Genomic DNA, 19,013 nt, shown 5'->3' with positions numbered 1-19,013 from the left:
CTGATCAGATGCTCTGTTTCTTTCCTGGCAGTGTACTGTACATACCAACGAGAAGAAAGGAAAAAGGTGATTCCGACTCCGAAAGTCATCATAAAAATCACGAGAAAAACTGCAGAAAATAAACGTGTTTGGATACTCTTTCCAATCATATTGATTCGATCCCTTCTGGCTTTCGTTCGCTCATCCGATAACCAAAGCCCCATACCGTCTCGATCAAGGCAGTAGAACCGAAAGATAGTAGTTTTTTTCGAAGCCGTTTAATAAAATCCTCCGGCATATCTGCTTCAGGATTAGGACCTTGAAAATGCCAGATCTGTTCGGCTAATTCTTTTTTAGAAACAGCATTATCTGCCCGTTGTATCATATACAGCAGAAAATCAAATTCTGTCGGAGTTACATTGAGATCACGTTCCTGAATTGTGACTCTGTGGCTGACAGGAAAAAGGACCAGATTTCCACATATAAACCGAGTGACAGGATCGGTCATGCCGGCATCGTAAAAGTGCGGATCAGACCGGCGGAATAATGCTTTTACCCGCGCAACGAACTCTAATGGAAGAAAGGGCTTTGTAATATAGTCATCGCTTCCGAGAGTGATTCCCATAACACGGTCGAGCGGCGTATCTTTGGCAGATACAAAAATAATGGGAACGTGGCTTTGACGACGGAAATAGGTACATAGACTGAGACCATCGATTCCGGGCATCATGATGTCGAGGATCAGCATATTGGGTTCTTTTGCGGAAAAGGCCTGACAGGCTTCCTGACCATCTTTAAACGTCTCTACTGTAAAGCCTTCATTTTCAAGAAATAGCTGCATCATTGTACGGATATTTGACTCATCATCTACTACATAGATTAGTTTTGACATGATAAATTACCTCGTTTGTATTTATGTTTTCATATTAACATGAAAGTTTAAAACCGTAAATGATTGCCGCATTCTTGCCACACAGATGAACTGGTAATGCACACAGGGATAACGGTATGATAAACATATAAAATAATCTAATGATGGAGGTAACAAGATGAAGAAAGGTTTAAAAATTTTATGCGCGGCGTTATCGCTTACTGCAATCATGTCCTTCTCTGCGTTTGCGGCTGAGACAAGAAAAGAATATAGGGCGGAAGCGGAACCGATCCGTACTGAGATGAAAGTGATGGAGGAGCAGATGGATGCTCTCAGGGAATCCAATAAAGATTTCATGGAACATTTCAAAAATATTCATCAGAACAAAAAGGAGACAGGAGAGCTTCCGGTTGATAAGAGTGTGTGGAAAGAGGCAAAAACACTTCGTGGGAAAATCAAAACGATCCGTGAGGAAAACGGGGATTCCCAGGTAAAGAATCTTCGCGCAGAAGCGAAGGCGGCTGCCGAGAACAAAGATTTTGATACAGCAATCTTAAAATTAAAAGAAGCAGAAAAAGAAAAGGAAAAACGTCTGGAAATGCTGAAAGAGATCAATAGCATTTGGAAACAGATTGATGATCTTCTTTCTTCCGGACAATAAGTGGAGGAAATTTGTCAGAGCTGAAAATTCCAAGTGCACACAATGGATACCTTATGGCAGAATGGCATTTTTATGCATCCGGGCCGGATAAGATAAACGAAAAGAAGCTGTGGACTACGGGAACGGATGCTGAGAAAAAGCTGATTACAGATAAGATCCAGACGGCGCTTGCATGGCAGCAGCAGACGGGGATTCCGACATGGGTCGGAGCCTGGATGCCGGGAAACTATAATAAAGGAAATACATACAATGTAGAAGAGCAGACAGTATTTGCAGGATTTATGACGAAAGCATTGAGTGATGCAGGAATTCCGTTTGCGGTAAATGCAGATACAAAGTATTATAATGCGGCAGAGAATACATGGATCTCGTCCATGCAGCCGGTTTTTAAAACAATATTCCAATAAAAGAAGAAACTGTTACGAGCAGCGGAATGCGATCCGCTGCTCGTAGTAAATTATCTGAACAAACCCGCCTTTTTTTAGCGGAATCTTAACCTCTCAAAACATACTTTTCTCACAATTCCCATGTTATACTAAACATAATTCGCCGGTTACAGGATCGTGGCGCTGAAAGCCCGCATATCCTGTAACGGCATCCCCTGTTCGTGAAATACCTGGCGGAGAGAACACGAATGTGGAAAGAAACCAAGTAACAGGGCGGATTTTGAGAGAATGGGAATGTCTGCCTCAAAAAGACAGGAGAGTGGAATATTGGGAATGACAAAAAAACTGCGGGAGAAGTGGAATGAGGCGCTGCAGGCGGTACTGCCGATCATCGCGATCGTGCTGGTGCTCTGCTTTGTGATCGCGCCCATCTCCTCCAGCATCCTGCTCTGTTTCCTTTTGGGAGCAGTCCTTTTGCTTGCGGGAATGATGCTTTTTACACTTGGCGCAGAGCTTGCCATGTCACCGATGGGCGAGCGAGTGGGAACGTGCCTGACGAAGAGCCGGAAGCTTCCGGTGGTGATCGGGCTGTCCTTTCTCTTAGGCTTCATCATTACGATCTCGGAGCCGGATCTTCAGGTTCTGGCGAATCAGGTTCCGGCTGTGCCGAACATGATGCTGATCTTGTCCGTAGCATGCGGAGTCGGCGCATTTCTTGTTGTGGCACTGCTGCGAATGCTGTTCTCCGTGGCACTTCCGCCGTTGCTGCTTGTCTTTTACGGCGTGGTGTTTGTACTGGCGATGTTCGTGCCGAAGGATTTTTTAAGTGTGGCCTTTGACTCCGGCGGCGTTACGACGGGACCGATGACCGTGCCGTTTATCATGGCTCTCGGTGTCGGAATTTCTGCAACGCGAAGCGACCGTCACGCGGCGGACGACAGCTTTGGCCTTGTGGCGCTCTGCTCCATCGGACCGATCCTCGCAGTCATGATCTTAAGTATGATCTTCAAGGCGGACAGCAGCGCCTACACACCGCCGGTGATCCCGGAGATCGGTGATTCAAAAGAACTGTTCCTGCTCTTTGCGAGGGAACTTCCAGCCTACATGAAGGAGATCGCGGTCTCCTTACTGCCTATTATCTTATTTTTCATGATTTTCCAGATTTTCATGTTAAAATTAACAACAAGAAAATTAAAGAAGATCGCGATCGGTCTCGTCTATACATATGCGGGGCTGGTACTGTTCCTGACGGGAGTGAACGTGGGCTTTATGCCGGCGGGAAATTATCTCGGACAGGTGCTTGCGAAGTCTGCCCACCCGCTGTTCCTTGTTCCCATCGCAATGATCATGGGATACTTCATCGTAAAGGCAGAGCCGGCCGTGTACGTTCTCAATAAACAGGTTGAGGAGATCACGGACGGAGCGATCTCCTCGAAGGCCATGGGAATGGGACTTTCCCTGGGTGTTGCGGTTTCTCTCGGACTTGCGATGGTGCGGGTACTCACAGGGATCTCGATCCTGTGGTTTCTCATTCCGGGATACGCGATCGCGTTGGGAATCTCGTTTTTTGTGCCGAAGATCTATACAGCAATCGCCTTCGACTCCGGCGGCGTGGCATCGGGACCGATGACGGCAGCGTTTCTGCTTCCGATGGCACAGGGAGCCTGCTCCGCTCTTGGAGGAAACATCGTCACAGATGCCTTCGGTGTGGTCGCGATGGTTGCCATGACACCGCTTATCACGATCCAGGTCATGGGGCTGGCTTCGAGAATAAGAGCGAAGCGCGGAGCGCAGGAAGGAATGTCCGCGGCTCATGGACAGTCCGAGGCATACGCGGCGTTTGAGCTGCTGGATGATGACGCGATTATTGAATTGTAGGAGGTTTTATGAGCGAATTATACTTGATGGCGACGATCAGTGACCGGAACCAGAGCCGGAGATTCCTCGCCTTCTATAAAGAATATGGGATTTCCGTCACATTCCTGACGTTAGGCAGGGGAACCGCGGCGTCGGAGGTGCTGGACGCCTTCGGGTTAGAGGCATCGGAAAAGGCCGTCCAGTTTGCAGTAGTGACGGCGGCGGAATGGAAAAAGGTAAAAAAGGGCCTGGAACAGGAGATCAAGATCGATATTCCGGGAACGGGGATCGCCTTTGTGACTCCCCTGAGCAGCATCGGCGGAAAGCGGCAGCTTCGCTTTTTGACCGAGGACCGTGGATTTGAGAAAGAGGAGGAAAGCAGCTTGAAAGGAACAGACTACGAGCTTCTTGTAGTGATCGCAAATCAGGGCTATACGGATGTGATCATGGACGCGGCGCGAAAGGCCAACGCTACCGGCGGAACCGTGATCCATGCGAAGGGAACGGGAATGGAGAAGGCGGAAAAGTTTTTAGGCGTTTCCCTTGCTCAGGAGAAAGAGATGATCTTTATGGTCACAAAGACAAAGGATAAAAACGGCATCATGCAGAGCATCATGAAGGAAGCCGGGATCGGAAGCAAGGCGGGGGCGATCGTCTTCTCTCTGCCGGTGACGGAGACAGCGGGGATGCGTCTGATCGAGAAGAATGAGGACGATTAAGCTCTGTCGCACTGACCGCAGCAGATCACAGGCCTGAACGAACGGAACGGTGCCATTAGTTACTTTTCATGGGTAGGAATTTTCTGAACTGAAAATTCCGTATGATACCGTTATGACCGCGGATTTTGCCGATTCGGAATGCGAAGCATCGGCAAAATCCAGTTACAGTGCGCGGGCATGGAGTGCCCGTGTACTGTAACTGCCATTAAAAAAACGCCGCGGAAACGCCCCGAAACCATTGACACGGCATATAGAGTATTGTACAATCATTCGTAAATCTTCGACCGGTCCGGACACAGAGCGGAGCGTGCGGGGAGACAAAACATGGACGAAGCCCCGGAAGAAACCGGGCGGCGTCAAATTTATAAAGATTTAGGAGTTGATTTTTTTGGATTCAGGGCAAGCCCTGCAGGGACTGATCGTAATTGGACTTCTGGCGTTATCCGCGTTTTTCTCATCGGCGGAGACGGCAATGATGACGGTAAATAAGATCCGTGTGCGGAATCTCGCGGAGGCGGGACTCAGCCATGCCGTTGTGCTGGAGAAGATCTTAAGCAATCAGCCCAAAATGCTCAGCGCAATTTTAATAGGAAACAATATTGTCAATATTTCAGCGTCTTCTCTGATGACTGTGCTGGTCACAGACGTGCTTGGAAATAAATATGTCGGTATCGGAACCGGTGTTTTGACGCTGTTAGTCCTGATCTTTGGTGAGATCACACCGAAGACTTCCGCGACGATCTATTCCGAGACCCTGTCACTCAAGTTCGCGAAACCGATCTATTTGATCATGCAGGTCCTGACCCCACTGATCGTGGTCGTCGATGTCCTCTCCAAGGGCGTTTTAAAGATGATCCATGTGGATCCGAACAAGAAACAGGACGCGATCACAGAGGATGAGCTCCGCACGATCGTGGAGGTCAGCCACGAAGAGGGTGTGATCGAGTCCGACGAGAAGAAGATGATCTACAACGTGTTCGATTTTGGGGATTCTGTCGCGAAGGATATTATGGTTCCGCGTATCGATATGACATTCCTCGATGTGAATGCCAGCTATCAGGAGATCATGGATATTTTCCGACAGGAGAAGTATACGAGATATCCGGTCTATGAGGAGACGACGGACAATGTCATTGGCATCGTGAATATCAAGGACCTGTTCCTGATCCCGAAAGACAAGGAATTTAAGCTGCGGGATTACCTGCGTGAGCCGTATTACACCTACGAGTTTAAAAAGACGACGGAGCTTATGGTGGAACTCCGCAAGACCATGAACAGCGTTGCCATCGTTCTTGATGAGTATGGCGCGACGGCCGGGCTTATCACATTGGAGGATATGCTTGAGGAGATCGTCGGAGAGATCCGCGACGAGTACGATGCGGATGAGGAAGACAGCATCAGGAAGATCAATCCGAAGGAATATGTGATCGAGGGTGCCATGAAACTTGATGATCTCGACGACCAGCTTGGTCTGGATCTCAAGTCAGAAGATTACGACTCCGTCGGCGGCTATATTATCGGCCTTTTAGACCATCTCCCGCAGGCGGGGGAGGAAGTCACAAGCGGAAATCTCCGGTTTGTGGTGGATACGGTGGAGAGAAACCGGATTGACAAGGTGCATCTGTATATTCTGGATGCGCCGCAGAAGAGTGAAGAAAGTGAGCAGGAGAGCAAACCCGAACGGTGAAGTTACTGAACCGCGACAAAATTAGCGAAAAATGTACAGCTTTCGGTCTTGACAATTTTTTTCAAACCAATTAATATGAAACTATCCAAAAGGGGAGTAGTTGAAATGCACTGTCAACAATCGCGGCGGAAACGTCTGGTGGTGCATACCGGTAAAATGGTAACGAGACTTTTTGCAGAGAGAAATTTCTGCAGAAAGTCTTTTTTTGTTGCTCTGAGGATCCGAGAGCGATCCGATATGGCGGCAAAAAAAGACGGTCTGTAAAATTTCATGGAATCCATTGGCAGGGAAAGAGAAAAACCTGCGCATACTATTTTCAAGGAGGAGTTTTTATGGACTTTTTATGGAGTGGATTACTATCGATCACCTGGCAGCAGGTCGTCATGTATGTGGTAGGGCTTTTACTGATCTACCTGGCAATTGAGAAAAATTATGAGCCGGCCCTTCTTCTGCCGATGGGCTTCGGTGCGATCCTTGTGAATCTCCCGGCCAGCGGTGTATTAAACCAGTTTATGGAGGGTGCCGGTGAGACTCACGGAATCATCCAGTGGCTCTTTGAATCCGGCATTGAGGCATCGGAGGCTTTCCCTCTGCTGCTCTTTATCGGTATCGGAGCTATGATCGACTTTGGACCGCTGCTTTCGAACCCGAAGATGTTCCTCTTTGGTGCAGCGTCCCAGTTCGGCATCTTTTTTACGATCTTTATGGCATCACTTCTCGGCTTTGACATCAAGGACGCTGCCTCTATCGGAATCATCGGAGCGGCAGATGGTCCGACTTCGATCTTGGTATCTCAGGTGTTAAAGTCAAACTACATCGGAGCGATCGCGGTGGCGGCATATTCCTATATGGCACTTGTGCCGATCATCCAGCCGATGGCGATCAAAGCGGTTACGACAAAGAAAGAACGTATGATCCGCATGCCGTATGAGCCGGGAAAAGTAAGCCGGTTCACAAGAATCGCTTTTCCGATCATTGTAACATTTGTCGCAGGACTTGTCGCTCCGGCATCGGTCGCTCTTGTTGGATTCCTGATGTTTGGAAATCTGATCCGTGAATGCGGCTGCTTAAACAGCCTTTCCGAAACAGCACAGACGACACTCGCGAACCTGATCACACTTGTTCTCGGAATCACGATCTCCTTCTCCATGAAAGCGGATCAGTTCGTAAGCTTACAGACACTGATGATCATGGGACTTGGACTTTTCGCTTTTATTTTTGACTCCATCGGCGGCGTCATGTTTGCAAAATTCTTAAATCTGTTCAGCAAGAACAAAGTGAACCCGATGGTGGGAGCAGCAGGAATCTCCGCATTCCCGATGTCTGCCCGTGTCATTGAGAAGATGGGAATCGCGGAGGACAAGACGAACCATCTTCTGATGCATGCCATCGGAGCAAATGTTTCCGGACAGGTCGCATCGGCGGTTGCCGGCGGAATCGTCCTTGGATTCTTTATGTAGGAGGTCTGGACTATGAATGCAAATACAATGCTTGCTTTAGGAATCATGTGGAAGGGAATGCTTGGAATCTTCGTTGTGATGGGGATTCTGGCGCTCGTTGTTTATCTCCTCACGAAGGTGGGAGACCGTTAGCTTACCATCCCGCCCGCCATTCCACTCAGCGTGCACATGGCGAGGACAGAGAGAAGCCTTTTCGTGTCTTCCGTGACACCGTCCTTCTGGGCGAGGGACATGAGATATAAAAACAGAAAATAGAGAGTTCCGAGGACCAGGCCCCAGAAAAAGCGCCTGGTCCTCATTGTTTTTCCTGCGAGGATGCCGCCGAAGAAGCAGGAAATGACGTAGACGGCACAGACGGCGACGTTTACCTGGTTTTCCGGGAGACGGAACTTAAAGAGGGCGAAGGAAAGCACCACCAGAAGAATGCCGGAGAGGATATAAGTTACGATCAGGGCGCGTACCATGCGCCATACCGGGTTTGTCTGCATGAGAAAGCTCCTTTCTTGAAGGATGTACTCCGGGAGTCTTTCCGGAACTCATAAAATCGGGAACAGAAAGATTCTGAGAGGACATCATGGTGTGGGCGTTTACTTTATACAGGATATGTGAGGAAAGGCCATGCATATGCATCGCGCGGCTGATCTTGTAACTGATGAGCCGATTTGGCTGAAAAAAGCACCCGGATATTTTTCCCTTGTGGCTGCCGGACACGATCAGGAAGCTGCCTGCGGCATGTTATGCGGATAAAAAGTGGATATCTGTACCGGATTTTCCTGCATCACGGCAATAAAATCCGTTGCATAATAGAAAATCGTATGGTATAATTTCATTTAAATTCGGGGTATTATGCCCACGATAAGAGAACAGGAGGAAATGATACCATGAAGCATGTAAAAACTTTAAGTTCCAACACTTTAAAGAACAGCATGAAGAAGGGCGGCTGCGGCGAATGCCAGACATCCTGCCAGTCTGCATGCAAGACATCCTGCACAGTAGGAAACCAGAGCTGTGAAAACAGCAACCGCTAATGCGGGGCTTCGAATAAACGGAAGTTTTTAAAGAGACCCCTACGGTCGTATGATTGTAGGGGCTATTTCTTGTCTGATCAAAGAATCTGCCGGTGACGGGTTTCCCGGACAGCGATGCCGGGAAAGCCGCCACTGACAGACCGTAAAGGGCAGGTAAGAAAGAAGCCAGGAGACCACCAGATCGTGACTGTAACCGGGAAGAGACGGAACAGTCACCTGAAAATTAAGACAGTAGGAGAAAGTTAGCTTTGATACATCAGTATATAAATAATGGATACCATATTGTTTTGGACGTAAACAGTGGATCGGTTCATTCCGTGGATGCGCTGCTCTACGATGCCGTGGAGGTTCTCGCGAAGATCGTCCCGGATATGGAAAAACCGATGCCTCTCACAGATGACCAGAAAAAAGCAGTGAGAGAAGCACTGGTCTGTAAGTACTCTGCAGAAGATATTGAGGATGCCCTCTCCGATATTCAGGAGCTCATCGACGCGGAGGAGCTGTTCGCTGCGGATATTTACAAAGATTATGTGATCGATTTCAAAAAACGCCAGACGGTCGTGAAGGCCCTCTGCCTTCATATTGCCCATGACTGCAACCTTGCCTGCAAGTACTGCTTCGCAGAGGAAGGCGAGTACCATGGACGCCGCGCCCTCATGAGCTTTGAGGTCGGAAAGAAGGCACTGGATTTCCTGATCGCAAACTCCGGAAACCGCATCAACCTTGAGGTTGATTTCTTCGGCGGCGAGCCGCTTATGAACTGGAACGTGGTAAAACAGCTTGTGGAATACGGACGTTCCCAGGAGAAGGAGCACAATAAGAAATTCCGTTTCACGCTGACAACAAACGGCGTACTCTTAAACGATGAGATCATGGAGTTCTGCAATAAAGAAATGAGCAACGTGGTCTTAAGCCTTGACGGACGTCCGGAGGTCAATGACCGGATGCGTCCGTTCAGAAATGGTAAGGGAAGCTACGAACTTATTGTTCCGAAATTCCAGAAATTCGCGAAATCACGCGGCGAGAAGGATTATTTCGTCCGCGGAACCTTCACAAGAAACAACCTGGATTTCGGAAACGATGTCCTCCACTATGCGGACCTCGGCTTTGAGAAGCTTTCCATGGAGCCGGTAGTTGCAGCTCCGGAAGAGCCGTACTCCATCCGTGAGGAAGACCTTCCGCAGATCATGGATGAGTATGACAGACTCGCAAAAGAGTTTGTAAAGCGTCAGAAAGAGGGAAGAGGATTCAAATTCTTCCACTTCATGCTTGATTTAAGTCAGGGACCGTGTGTTGCGAAACGTCTGTCCGGCTGCGGTTCAGGAACCGAGTATCTTGCAGTAACTCCTTGGGGAGACTTATATCCGTGCCACCAGTTCGTTGGAAATGAAGAGTTCCTGCTTGGAAACGTGGATACCGGCGTGGTCAACACGAAGGTGCGCGATGAATTCAAGCTCTGCAACGTATACGCGAAAGAAAAATGCAAAAACTGCTTTGCGAGATTCTACTGCAGCGGCGGCTGCGCGGCAAATTCCTTCAACTTCCACGGCAGCATTACGGATGCCTACGATATCGGCTGTGAGATGCAGAAAAAACGTATCGAGTGCGCGATTATGATCCGTGCTGCTTTAGCGGAGGACGAGGAAAACAACTAAATCGATCATAGCGGTCAGGGGAAGAAAACCCCGGATTGTTATTGTAAGGATGACGGAGGCGGTGATTACGGCGGACTCCGGAATCAAGAGGGACAAAAAGCCTTTTGAACCTCGAAATCATATCAAGAAGGAGATTTTATCATGAAGAGCAACAAAGGAAAGGGACTGCTCGGCCTCCTGGGACTGCTCGTTGTGCTCGGTATCTTCGGATTTTTCGGCTATGATACTCTTCAGAAGAGTAAGCTGGTCACCGATGAGAACGGAGTAACTTCCCAGAATGGCGGAATCAAGCTCGGTCTGGATCTGGCAGGCGGCGTCAGCATTACCTACCAGGCGAAGGAAGAGAATCCGAGCGCCGAGGATATGTCCGATACCCAGTACAAGCTGCAGCAGAGAGTACAGAACTACAGCTCTGAGGCGGAGGTTTATCAGGAAGGCGGAAACCGTATCAATGTTGATATTCCGGGTGTCACAGACGCGAACAAGATCCTGGAAGAGCTCGGTAAGCCGGGATCCTTACAGTTCTATGATGAGAACTGGAATGTTGTACTGGAAGGAACCGATGTAGCTTCTGCGAAAGCTGTGATCTATAAAGACCAGCAGACAGGAAACAATAACTATGAAGTAGCGCTTACATTTACGGATGAAGGTACTAAGAAATTCGCAGATGTGACAGCAGCGAACGTCGGCAAGAAGATCGCGATCGTTTACGATAACGTGATGTACTCCAACCCGACCGTACAGCAGGCGATCACAGGCGGACAGGCCTCCATCTCTGGCATGACTTCCTATGAAGAGGCTGAGAATCTTGCGTCCACGATCCGTATCGGTTCCCTTTCCCTGGAACTGGAGGAACTCCGTTCCAACGTGGTAGGCGCGAAGCTCGGTCAGGAAGCGATCACGACAAGCTTAAAGGCCGGCGCGATCGGTTTCGGAATCGTATGCGTATTCATGATCGCAGTTTACCTCGTCCCGGGTCTTGCGGCATCTCTTGCACTCTGCCTCTATGTGGCACTGATGCTGATCCTGCTCGCGGCCTTTGAGGTTACATTAACACTTCCGGGTATTGCCGGTATCATCCTTTCCATCGGTATGGCGGTTGATGCGAACGTCATCATCTTCACCCGTATCAAGGAGGAGATCGGTCTCGGAAAGACCGTTCATTCCGCGATCAAGACAGGTTTTGCGAAAGCGTTATCCGCCATCGTCGATGGTAACGTGACAACACTGATCGCAGCGGCTGTTCTTTACTGGAGAGGCTCCGGTACAGTTAAGGGCTTCGCTACAACACTTGCCCTTGGTATCGTTCTTTCCATGTTCACAGCACTTTTCGTTACAAAGTTCACACTGAACACCCTGTATAACCTTGGCTTCCAGGATCAGAAGTTCTACGGCATCAGAAAAGAGAAGAAGGCGATCAACTTCCTCGGAAAGAGAAATATCTGCTTTATCATCTCAGCTGTCATGATCCTCGCAGGTGTTGCGGGAATGGTAATGAACAAGTCCTCCATCGGAAACGCGTTCAATTACTCCCTTGACTTCCAGGGCGGTACCTCCACAAGCGTGACCTTCAATGAGGATATGTCTCTGGAGAGAATCTCAAGCGAGGTCGTTCCGGTAGTCGAATCCATCACTAACAGTGCGGATACGCAGACACAGAAGGTTGCGGGAACAAACGAGGTGATCATCAAGACAAGAACCTTAAGCGTGGAAGAGCGTCAGGCATTAGACGAGGCACTTGTTGAGAACTTCGGCGTTGACGAGTCCAAGATCACCGCAGAGAGCATCTCCGGTGCGGTAAGTGCTGAGATGAAGCGCGACGCGGTTATGGCTACAGCGATCGCTACCGTATTTATGCTTCTCTATATCTGGGTACGATTCAAGGATATCCGTTTCGCTGCAAGTGCTGTTTTAGCCCTTGTCCATGACGTATTGGTTGTAGTTGCATGCTATGCCCTCGCAAAGTGGTCCGTTGGTTCCACAGCGATCGCCTGCCTGCTTACTATCGTCGGATACTCTATCAACGCGACGATCGTTATCTTCGACCGTATCCGTGAGAACATCAATCTCATGGGACCGAAGGCATCCACTGTTGATATTGTAAATACAAGTATCACCCAGACCTTCACACGAAGCATCAATACATCCTTGACGACCTTTGTCATGGTATTTGTCCTGTTCATCATGGGCGTATCCTCCATCCGTGAGTTCGCACTCCCGTTAATGGCAGGTATCATCTGTGGTACCTACTCTTCCGTATGCCTGACAGGCGCTATGTGGTATGTAATGACCACAAAGAAGCAGAAGAAGGATGCGGTTGAAAAACAGGCAAAGAAGGATGCTGAGAAGGCAGCAAAGGAAGCGAAGAAATCCGGAAAATAACCGGAAGAACGTCGTTTCGAAAATAACGATAAGGCAAGAGAAATATGAAATATAAGATTCTGGCAAAAGACGGACGTGCCAAACGGGCTGACGTAGAGACAGTCCACGGCACGATCCACACGCCGGTATTCATGAATGTAGGAACTGTCGCCGCGATCAAGGGCGCTGTGTCCACCGATGACCTTCGCGGGATCGGGACACAGGTGGAGCTTTCCAACACCTACCATCTTCATGTCCGGACCGGCGACAAGCTGATCAAGGAGCTCGGCGGTCTCCACAGGTTTATGAACTGGGACCGTCCGATCCTCACCGATTCCGGCGGATTTCAGGTGTTTTCCCTCGCCGGACTCAGGAAGATCAAGGAAGAGGGCGTCTACTTCAACTCCCATATCGATGGTCATAAGATCTTCATGGGACCGGAGGAGAGCATGCAGATCCAGTCAAACCTTGGTTCCACGATTGCGATGGCATTCGATGAGTGCGCTCCGCATCCGTGTACCAGAGAATACATGGAGAATTCTGTCGCGAGAACTACAAGATGGCTGGCGAGATGTCAGGCGGAGATGGCGAGATTAAATTCCCTGCCGGATACCGTCAATAAGGAACAGCTTCTGTTCGGCATCAATCAGGGCGGAACCTTCGAGGATATCCGGATCGCGCATGCGGATACGATCTCGAAGATGAACTGCGACGGCTACGCGGTCGGCGGACTTGCAGTCGGTGAGAGCCACGAGGAGATGTACCGCATCCTCGATGCGGTGGTTCCGCATCTCCCGGAAGAGAAACCGACTTACCTGATGGGCGTCGGAACCCCGGCGAACATCCTTGAGGCGGTGGACCGCGGCGTTGATTTCTTCGACTGCGTTTACCCGACAAGAAATGGCCGTCATGGTCATGTATATACAAACCACGGAAAGATCAACCTGTTTAATGAGCAGTTTTCAAAGGATATGCGCCCCATCGAAGAGGGATGCCAGTGTCCGGCCTGCCGCTCATACAGCAGGGCCTATATCCGCCATCTTCTGAAGGCAAAAGAGATGCTCGGAATGCGCTTATGCGTGCTCCACAATCTTTACTTCTACAACACGATGATGACGGAGATCAGGGAAGCTATTGAGAACCACTGCTACGCCGAGTACAAAGAGAAAAAGTTGGAGGGCGTGACAGGGAACTATAAAGACAAGGTATAAGAAAAGGAGGTGCAACGGATATGACTAACAGCCCGGCATTTTTGATTGGATATATTGTTTTAATCTTTGCTTTCATGTACTTCATTGCGATCAGACCGCAGCAGAAGGAAAAGAAAAAAATGCAGGAACTGATGGCAAGCATCGCAGTCGGTGACAGCGTGCTGACATCCAGCGGATTCTACGGAGTGATCATTGATATGACAGACGATACTGTTATCGTTGAGTTTGGCAACAATAAGAACTGCCGTATCCCGATGCAGAAACAGGCGATCGTTCAGGTTGAAAAACCGGAGGCGTAAGACCTGAAAAACAGAAAAGAAAGAGGTTCATTTCCCGTTGGTGGGAGATGGACCTCTTTTTTTACTGCGGATTCGCGTTTCTTCCTTCATCCTCAAAATGCTTCTTTAATTCCTCGAATTCACGGGCATATTTCGGGGAAACGGCGGTCGGGTTGGAGCGGATCCTGTCTTTCCGGAATGGTCTGCGCTCTTTTAAGAGAGCGGAAAGCCGTGATTCGCGCTCCTTTAACATCTCAGCAAGCTGTTCCGGGGATTTTCCGCGGAGAGCTTCCAGATGGATCCCGGTAAGATCTTTCAGACTGTCGAGTTTTCCGCCGGCCTTTGCTTTCAGCTCATCAAGGCTGACATTGGAGAGATCGCGGAGAGAACCTGCGGCGGATCCTGCTTTTTCCCGGATCGCGGACATCCCGGCAGACGGTTTTTCTTTGAGCGCTTCGAGCTTGTTTCCTGCTTTCTCCTTGAGATCTTCCAGGTTCATCCCGGTGAGGGCAGCGGCCTGGACACGTTTTGCTTCGAGCTGATCCAGAAACTCTTCCTTCGCTTCCTGGATCCTGTCTTCGGCATTCATCTTTAAGAGAGCAGTCTGTACCTGAAGGTTATCGAGCTCTGCACGGACTTTTTTCATAGCTTCCAGTGATTTTCCGAAGGCAAGTGCTTCCTTCGTGCAGACGATGGAATCATAGATAAAGATCACGGTCACGAAGAACACGAAAAACAGGTTCCACATGAGCGGCATCGCAAGGACGGCACGCTCGATCGGTTTGTGGATCACATGCGTCATAAAGATCGTCAGAAAGCCCCAGGCGATGGATGAGGTGAGGCAGATATACCCGTGAACATTGAAGGGCTGGTTGCTGTAATCCCAGTAGCGGACCTTGAAAAGCTGTTCCATCACATACCCTGTGACATATTCGAGTGCGGTCGCGCCGATAACGCCGGAGATATAGGTGAGGATCAGACTGCTCCGGAACGGGAGTGATACCCACAACATCATGACAGCACCGCTTCCGTATAACGGCAGCATCGGGATCCGCAAAAAGCCGCGGTTGACAAAATGTCTTTGCTTTAAGGAAACATAGGTGGATTCGAAGATCCATCCGAAGAAACAGTACAGATAAAAAAATGTAAGCCATTGATACCAGGTGTAAGTGTACATAAGTCTCCTTTCGGTTGTAAATATCTGTTTTTGCCGGAAACAGAGCTGCTTATTCAGAAAACAGCGTCAGGCAGCAACTGAAACGGCATCGCAGAAGATTGAGATACGGCATATGTCCTGCCGAGATTATCCATATCATACGACAGGAGACCGGAAATGGCAAGGTGGAGCTTTGCGTCCCGGAGTGAAAAGTTCTGCAGCTGTGATGGCGCTTTGCGTGAGTGAAGATGCTGCAAGAGATCACATGAGGCGCCTGAATGTGCCGAGGCACATTCTTTTCAGAATTACTGAAGATTCTTATACACCTCAAAACTCGGCTTCTTATTGCCGTTCACATCGATCAGACCGAATGCATAATGGGCGGAAAGAAGTCCCTGCTCAGAAAGGATCAGATGGCGGACTTTTCCAGCCAGGGAGAGCATATCCGCCTTCTGCATGTAATCGGTCAGAATGTGAAGGTTTTTCAGGTTGATAATATAGGTATCGGCTTTCTCCTGGACATACTGGTCATCGGAAAATACCGGATCCTCAAAGGTCTCCGGATACGCGTGCCATGCGATGCCGTAATCGGTGTCTTTGAGGGCGTTGTTTAAAACGAACTGGGAAGCGCCGACTTCGAGGACGTCCGGGATCTGGGCATGCTCGTTGATCAGAACGCCCTTGATGGACTTTGGAGTCTGATAGTGGTCGGCATAGGCCGGGACAGCCATAGAAAAACAGAGTGCAGAGACAGCACCGGTGAACAGCGTCCTGCATCCGGGTCATGCTATTACATTTACTATACCGTGAGATGGAATGAAATTCAATGGAATGGGAAGCTTCGGCAAAAAAACAAAAGAATAGGAACCACAGCCGTTTCTGTGATTCCTAAGGGGAGTATGGAAAGTATCAATTTTTTTAGGGGGACCTGCCGAAGTCGCCTCCGACAGGTATGAGTATGAAAAAGCTTTGTGTGTTCAAGTGTAATACTTGAAACAAAGGCAGGTTATCCTTTCGGATAACGTAATTGTATTATAGAGGCAAAATGTGTCTAAAATGTGAGTAAAAAATTAAAAGAAAGTAAATTTACTTAACGATTTAGAAAGAATTATGTCGAAAACAGTCGATAGATTCCGTGACGCGGATTTACCAGAGATGTGCCGCAATTTTGCCGAAGTTTAACAGGAAATTTGAACATAAATCATTCATAAATTTCTGGTATAATATGGAATAATATAAGGGACGAAGGTTGAAGATCCGATGCAGTTTTCAGCAGGAGGATTTTTAAGCTACTGACCTGATAAAACTGAATATCCATGACAGGAAAACGGGAGGTTCACAATGAAGAAAGAAAAAATAGTTGCAATACCGGCAGCACTTCTTATGACTGCCCTGCTGGCATTTCCGGCAATAGCATCGGAAAAGATCGAGGAGGTCACGATCGACATCAATGCAGTCCTGACGGATTCGGACAACCTGGAAGTGGAGGCGGATGTGTCAGATGACGGCTGCTATGTGGATGAGATCTCCATTACCAACGAGCCGAACGGAGACTGGAATGATGATACGAAGCCGAAGGTTAAGATTACGATCGGTGCCGAGAGTGACTACGCGTTTTCGTCCGGACTGAGCAAATCAGATGTATATCTTGGAAATGATGAACAGAAGGTGACATCGGTGACAAGAAGTACATCAAAATTGTATGTATATGTGACACTTCAGCAGATCTCGGATATTGATTCGGAGTATGATGATGAAGATTATGATCTGGATGTCTATGATCTCTCCTGGGACGACAGCTATGGCGGAGTTGCATATTGGGAAGGAACAGAATATGCAAAGAAATATCAGGTCCGTTTATACCGCGACGGGGACAGCGTAGGTTCCGCATACACGACGACAAACAACTATTATAATTTCTGCGGATCATTCACAAAAGAAGGCAGTTATACATTTAAAGTCAAGGCAATCCGCGGAAGTGATGAGAGCAGCTGGAAAGAGTCTGAGCCGAAGGATGTAGACCGGGGCGGAGCCGCTGCGATCTATGCGAACCGGAACGCGGCGTCTGCGTACTATGGAAACGGTACTTCCGGTTCGGGGAGCCAGACAAGCGGAAGTACGACCGGTTCAGCGAATGGCGCATGGCTCCGCGACAGCAATGGCTGGTGGTGGTGCAATCCGGATAAGACATATCCGGTCGCAAACTGGAAGCAGATCAACAATGTCTGGTACTATTTTAACCAGTCCGGATATATGGTGGAGAACCAGTGGATCCTGAATAATAACCAGTGGTATTACTGCGGAGCCGGTGGCGCGATGGTGAAGAACCAGTGGGTACAGACGAACGGGACATGGTACTATTGCGGAACTGACGGCGCGATGCTTACGAGCCGGATGATCGACGGAAAGTATTATGTTGATAAGAACGGCGTGTGGGTACAGTAAAAAATTTCAAAAACCCCTTTAAAAACAAATGCCTTTCGTATATAATAAAAACTGATATTTCGCGCCCTGTATGTGCGGTCACTTTCGTGACCGGAAATACTGCGAGATCATGAAAGCTGCAGAAATATGCAGTACAATGCAGGATATATTTTGCGGGGACAGGGTTTTCTGATAGAGAGAAGCGAGGCGCGTCCTGTATCGGACGCGGAAATAGATTCAGGAGATTTTCAGTTAGAAAGACAGGAGGAAGACGACAATGATGATGTCAAACGACATTGGAATTGACTTGGGTACCGCCAGCATCCTTGTTTATATTAAAGGAAAAGGCGTTGTTTTAAAGGAACCGTCCGTAGTAGCACTGGACAGGGAAACAAATAAAGTAATTACTTTCGGTGAGGAGGCGCGTCTGATGATCGGACGTACTCCGGGTAATATCGTAGCGGTAAGACCGCTGAGAAAAGGTGTTATTTCCGATTATACCGTAACCGAGAAGATGTTAAAATATTTCATCAACAAAGCGGTCGGAAAGAGAACCTTGAGAAAACCGCGTATCGCAGTCTGCATCCCGAGCGGTGCAACGGAAGTTGAGAGAAAGGCCGTAGAGGATGCGACTTACCAGGCAGGTGCCCGTGAGGTCTGCATTATCGAGGAGCCGGTTGCAGCAGCAATCGGTGCCGGAATTGATATCTCCAAGGCATGCGGAAATATGATCGTAGATATCGGAGGCGGTACTGCGGATATCGCAGTCATCTCTCTCGGCGGTACTGTAGTCAGCACCTCGATCAAGACGGCCGGAGATGACTTCGATGAAGCCCTTGTCCGCTATATGAGAAAGAAACACAATCTTCTGATCGGTGAGAGAACCGCTGAGGAGATCAAGATCAATATCGGCGCAGCTTACCGCCGTCCGGAGCTTGTGACGATGGAAGTCCGCGGAAGAAACCTTGTGACAGGTCTTCCGAAGACGATCGTTGTTACATCCGACGAGACACTTGAGGCGTTAAGAGAGCCGGCGATGCAGATCGTAGACGCTGTACACAATGTATTGGAACGTACCCCACCGGAGCTCGCGGCCGATATCTTCGACCGCGGAATCGTTCTTACCGGCGGTGGATCCCTGATCTCCGGACTTGATGCCCTGATCGAGGAGAAGACCGGAATCACGACAATGATCGCGGAGGAGCCGCTTACAGCGGTTGCGATCGGAACCGGTAAGTTTATCGAGTTCGCACACGGCGGAAAAGGCGCAGAAAAATAAA

General features: G+C 48.9%; 19 protein-coding genes. 15 read left to right on the top strand and 4 right to left on the bottom strand.

Annotation, left to right across the window (positions count from 1 at the left end):
* Nucleotides 1-145: 145 nt before the first annotated feature.
* Nucleotides 146-871: a response regulator transcription factor gene (locus ACI3EW_RS14600; protein WP_405579466.1), complete on the bottom strand. Its 726-nt coding sequence runs from the start codon at nt 869-871 to the stop codon at nt 146-148.
* A 157-nt stretch (nt 872-1,028) separates the two neighbouring features.
* Here ACI3EW_RS14600 and ACI3EW_RS14595 point away from each other — a divergent pair, with 157 nt between their 5' ends.
* From ACI3EW_RS14595 to ACI3EW_RS14565, 7 genes are all read left to right on the top strand, one after another.
* A complete protein-coding gene (locus tag ACI3EW_RS14595) occupies nt 1,029-1,511 on the top strand; it encodes a hypothetical protein (RefSeq protein ID WP_405579469.1) in 483 nt (160 codons plus the stop codon).
* Nucleotides 1,512-1,522: 11 nt separating this feature from the next.
* Nucleotides 1,523-1,918 (top strand): glycoside hydrolase family 5 protein, encoded by a 396-nt coding sequence (locus ACI3EW_RS14590; RefSeq protein WP_405579472.1) that lies wholly within the window; start codon nt 1,523-1,525, stop codon nt 1,916-1,918.
* A 312-nt stretch (nt 1,919-2,230) separates the two neighbouring features.
* Complete coding sequence (locus ACI3EW_RS14585) at nt 2,231-3,775, top strand: DUF1538 domain-containing protein (RefSeq protein WP_405579475.1); 1,545 nt, start codon at nt 2,231-2,233, stop codon at nt 3,773-3,775.
* Nucleotides 3,776-3,783: 8 nt separating this feature from the next.
* Nucleotides 3,784-4,473, top strand: a complete 690-nt coding sequence (locus tag ACI3EW_RS14580; protein ID WP_015553074.1) for a P-II family nitrogen regulator — start codon at nt 3,784-3,786, stop codon at nt 4,471-4,473.
* Nucleotides 4,474-4,861: 388 nt separating this feature from the next.
* The gene (locus ACI3EW_RS14575; RefSeq protein ID WP_117469063.1) at nt 4,862-6,160 is read left to right on the top strand and encodes an HlyC/CorC family transporter; all 1,299 of its coding nucleotides are present in this window, start codon (nt 4,862-4,864) and stop codon (nt 6,158-6,160) included.
* 332 nt (nt 6,161-6,492) lie between these two features.
* Nucleotides 6,493-7,620 (top strand): sodium ion-translocating decarboxylase subunit beta, encoded by a 1,128-nt coding sequence (locus tag ACI3EW_RS14570; RefSeq protein WP_215702614.1) that lies wholly within the window; start codon nt 6,493-6,495, stop codon nt 7,618-7,620.
* Between the two features lie 12 nt (nt 7,621-7,632).
* Complete coding sequence (locus ACI3EW_RS14565) at nt 7,633-7,752, top strand: sodium pump decarboxylase gamma subunit (RefSeq protein WP_405579478.1); 120 nt, start codon at nt 7,633-7,635, stop codon at nt 7,750-7,752.
* Here ACI3EW_RS14565 and ACI3EW_RS14560 read toward each other — a convergent pair.
* Nucleotides 7,749-8,108 carry a TIGR04086 family membrane protein gene (locus ACI3EW_RS14560; protein ID WP_215702615.1) on the bottom strand — a complete coding sequence of 120 codons (360 nt, stop codon included), beginning with the start codon at nt 8,106-8,108 and terminating at the stop codon, nt 7,749-7,751. The two genes, ACI3EW_RS14565 and ACI3EW_RS14560, sit on opposite strands and share 4 nt — an antisense overlap.
* A gap of 130 nt (nt 8,109-8,238) precedes the next feature.
* On the opposite strand from ACI3EW_RS14560, the gene ACI3EW_RS14555 reads away from it, so the two are divergent.
* The 6 genes from ACI3EW_RS14555 (at nt 8,239) to yajC (ending at nt 14,174) form a co-directional block, all read left to right on the top strand.
* Nucleotides 8,239-8,367: a hypothetical protein gene (locus ACI3EW_RS14555; RefSeq protein WP_405579481.1), complete on the top strand. Its 129-nt coding sequence runs from the start codon at nt 8,239-8,241 to the stop codon at nt 8,365-8,367.
* 134 nt (nt 8,368-8,501) lie between these two features.
* Nucleotides 8,502-8,648, top strand: a complete 147-nt coding sequence (scfA, locus tag ACI3EW_RS14550) for a six-cysteine ranthipeptide SCIFF (protein ID WP_015553081.1) — start codon at nt 8,502-8,504, stop codon at nt 8,646-8,648.
* Between the two features lie 248 nt (nt 8,649-8,896).
* Nucleotides 8,897-10,303 (top strand): thioether cross-link-forming SCIFF peptide maturase, encoded by a 1,407-nt coding sequence (gene scfB, locus ACI3EW_RS14545; RefSeq protein ID WP_142412517.1) that lies wholly within the window; start codon nt 8,897-8,899, stop codon nt 10,301-10,303.
* A 141-nt stretch (nt 10,304-10,444) separates the two neighbouring features.
* Nucleotides 10,445-12,685, top strand: coding sequence for a protein translocase subunit SecDF (locus ACI3EW_RS14540; protein WP_015553083.1), 2,241 nt, complete (start codon nt 10,445-10,447; stop codon nt 12,683-12,685).
* Between the two features lie 44 nt (nt 12,686-12,729).
* On the top strand, nt 12,730-13,875 hold the full coding sequence (gene tgt / locus ACI3EW_RS14535) for a tRNA guanosine(34) transglycosylase Tgt (RefSeq protein WP_015553084.1): 1,146 nt from the start codon (nt 12,730-12,732) through the stop codon (nt 13,873-13,875).
* A gap of 20 nt (nt 13,876-13,895) precedes the next feature.
* Nucleotides 13,896-14,174: a preprotein translocase subunit YajC gene (gene yajC / locus ACI3EW_RS14530; RefSeq protein ID WP_215704723.1), complete on the top strand. Its 279-nt coding sequence runs from the start codon at nt 13,896-13,898 to the stop codon at nt 14,172-14,174.
* A 61-nt stretch (nt 14,175-14,235) separates the two neighbouring features.
* Here the strand turns inward: yajC and ACI3EW_RS14525 are convergent, their stop codons facing one another.
* Together ACI3EW_RS14525 and ACI3EW_RS14520 are read right to left on the bottom strand one after the other, a co-directional pair.
* Entirely contained in the window at nt 14,236-15,330 is a 1,095-nt protein-coding gene (locus tag ACI3EW_RS14525) for a putative ABC transporter permease (RefSeq protein ID WP_118531058.1), read from the bottom strand.
* Between the two features lie 284 nt (nt 15,331-15,614).
* The gene (locus ACI3EW_RS14520) at nt 15,615-16,040 is read right to left on the bottom strand and encodes a DUF5722 domain-containing protein (protein WP_405579489.1); all 426 of its coding nucleotides are present in this window, start codon (nt 16,038-16,040) and stop codon (nt 15,615-15,617) included.
* A 610-nt stretch (nt 16,041-16,650) separates the two neighbouring features.
* Between ACI3EW_RS14520 and ACI3EW_RS14515 the strand changes: the two genes are divergently transcribed.
* A complete protein-coding gene (locus ACI3EW_RS14515; RefSeq protein WP_405579496.1) occupies nt 16,651-17,754 on the top strand; it encodes a hypothetical protein in 1,104 nt (367 codons plus the stop codon).
* 256 nt (nt 17,755-18,010) lie between these two features.
* Nucleotides 18,011-19,012 carry a rod shape-determining protein gene (mreB, locus tag ACI3EW_RS14510; protein WP_015553090.1) on the top strand — a complete coding sequence of 334 codons (1,002 nt, stop codon included), beginning with the start codon at nt 18,011-18,013 and terminating at the stop codon, nt 19,010-19,012.
* The last annotated feature ends 1 nt before the right edge of the window (nt 19,013 follow it).

This window comes from Pilosibacter rotomagensis (assembly GCF_045062245.2).
Lineage (GTDB): Bacteria > Bacillota > Clostridia > Lachnospirales > Lachnospiraceae > Pilosibacter.
This window is presented reverse-complemented; position numbering and strand designations above follow the sequence as displayed.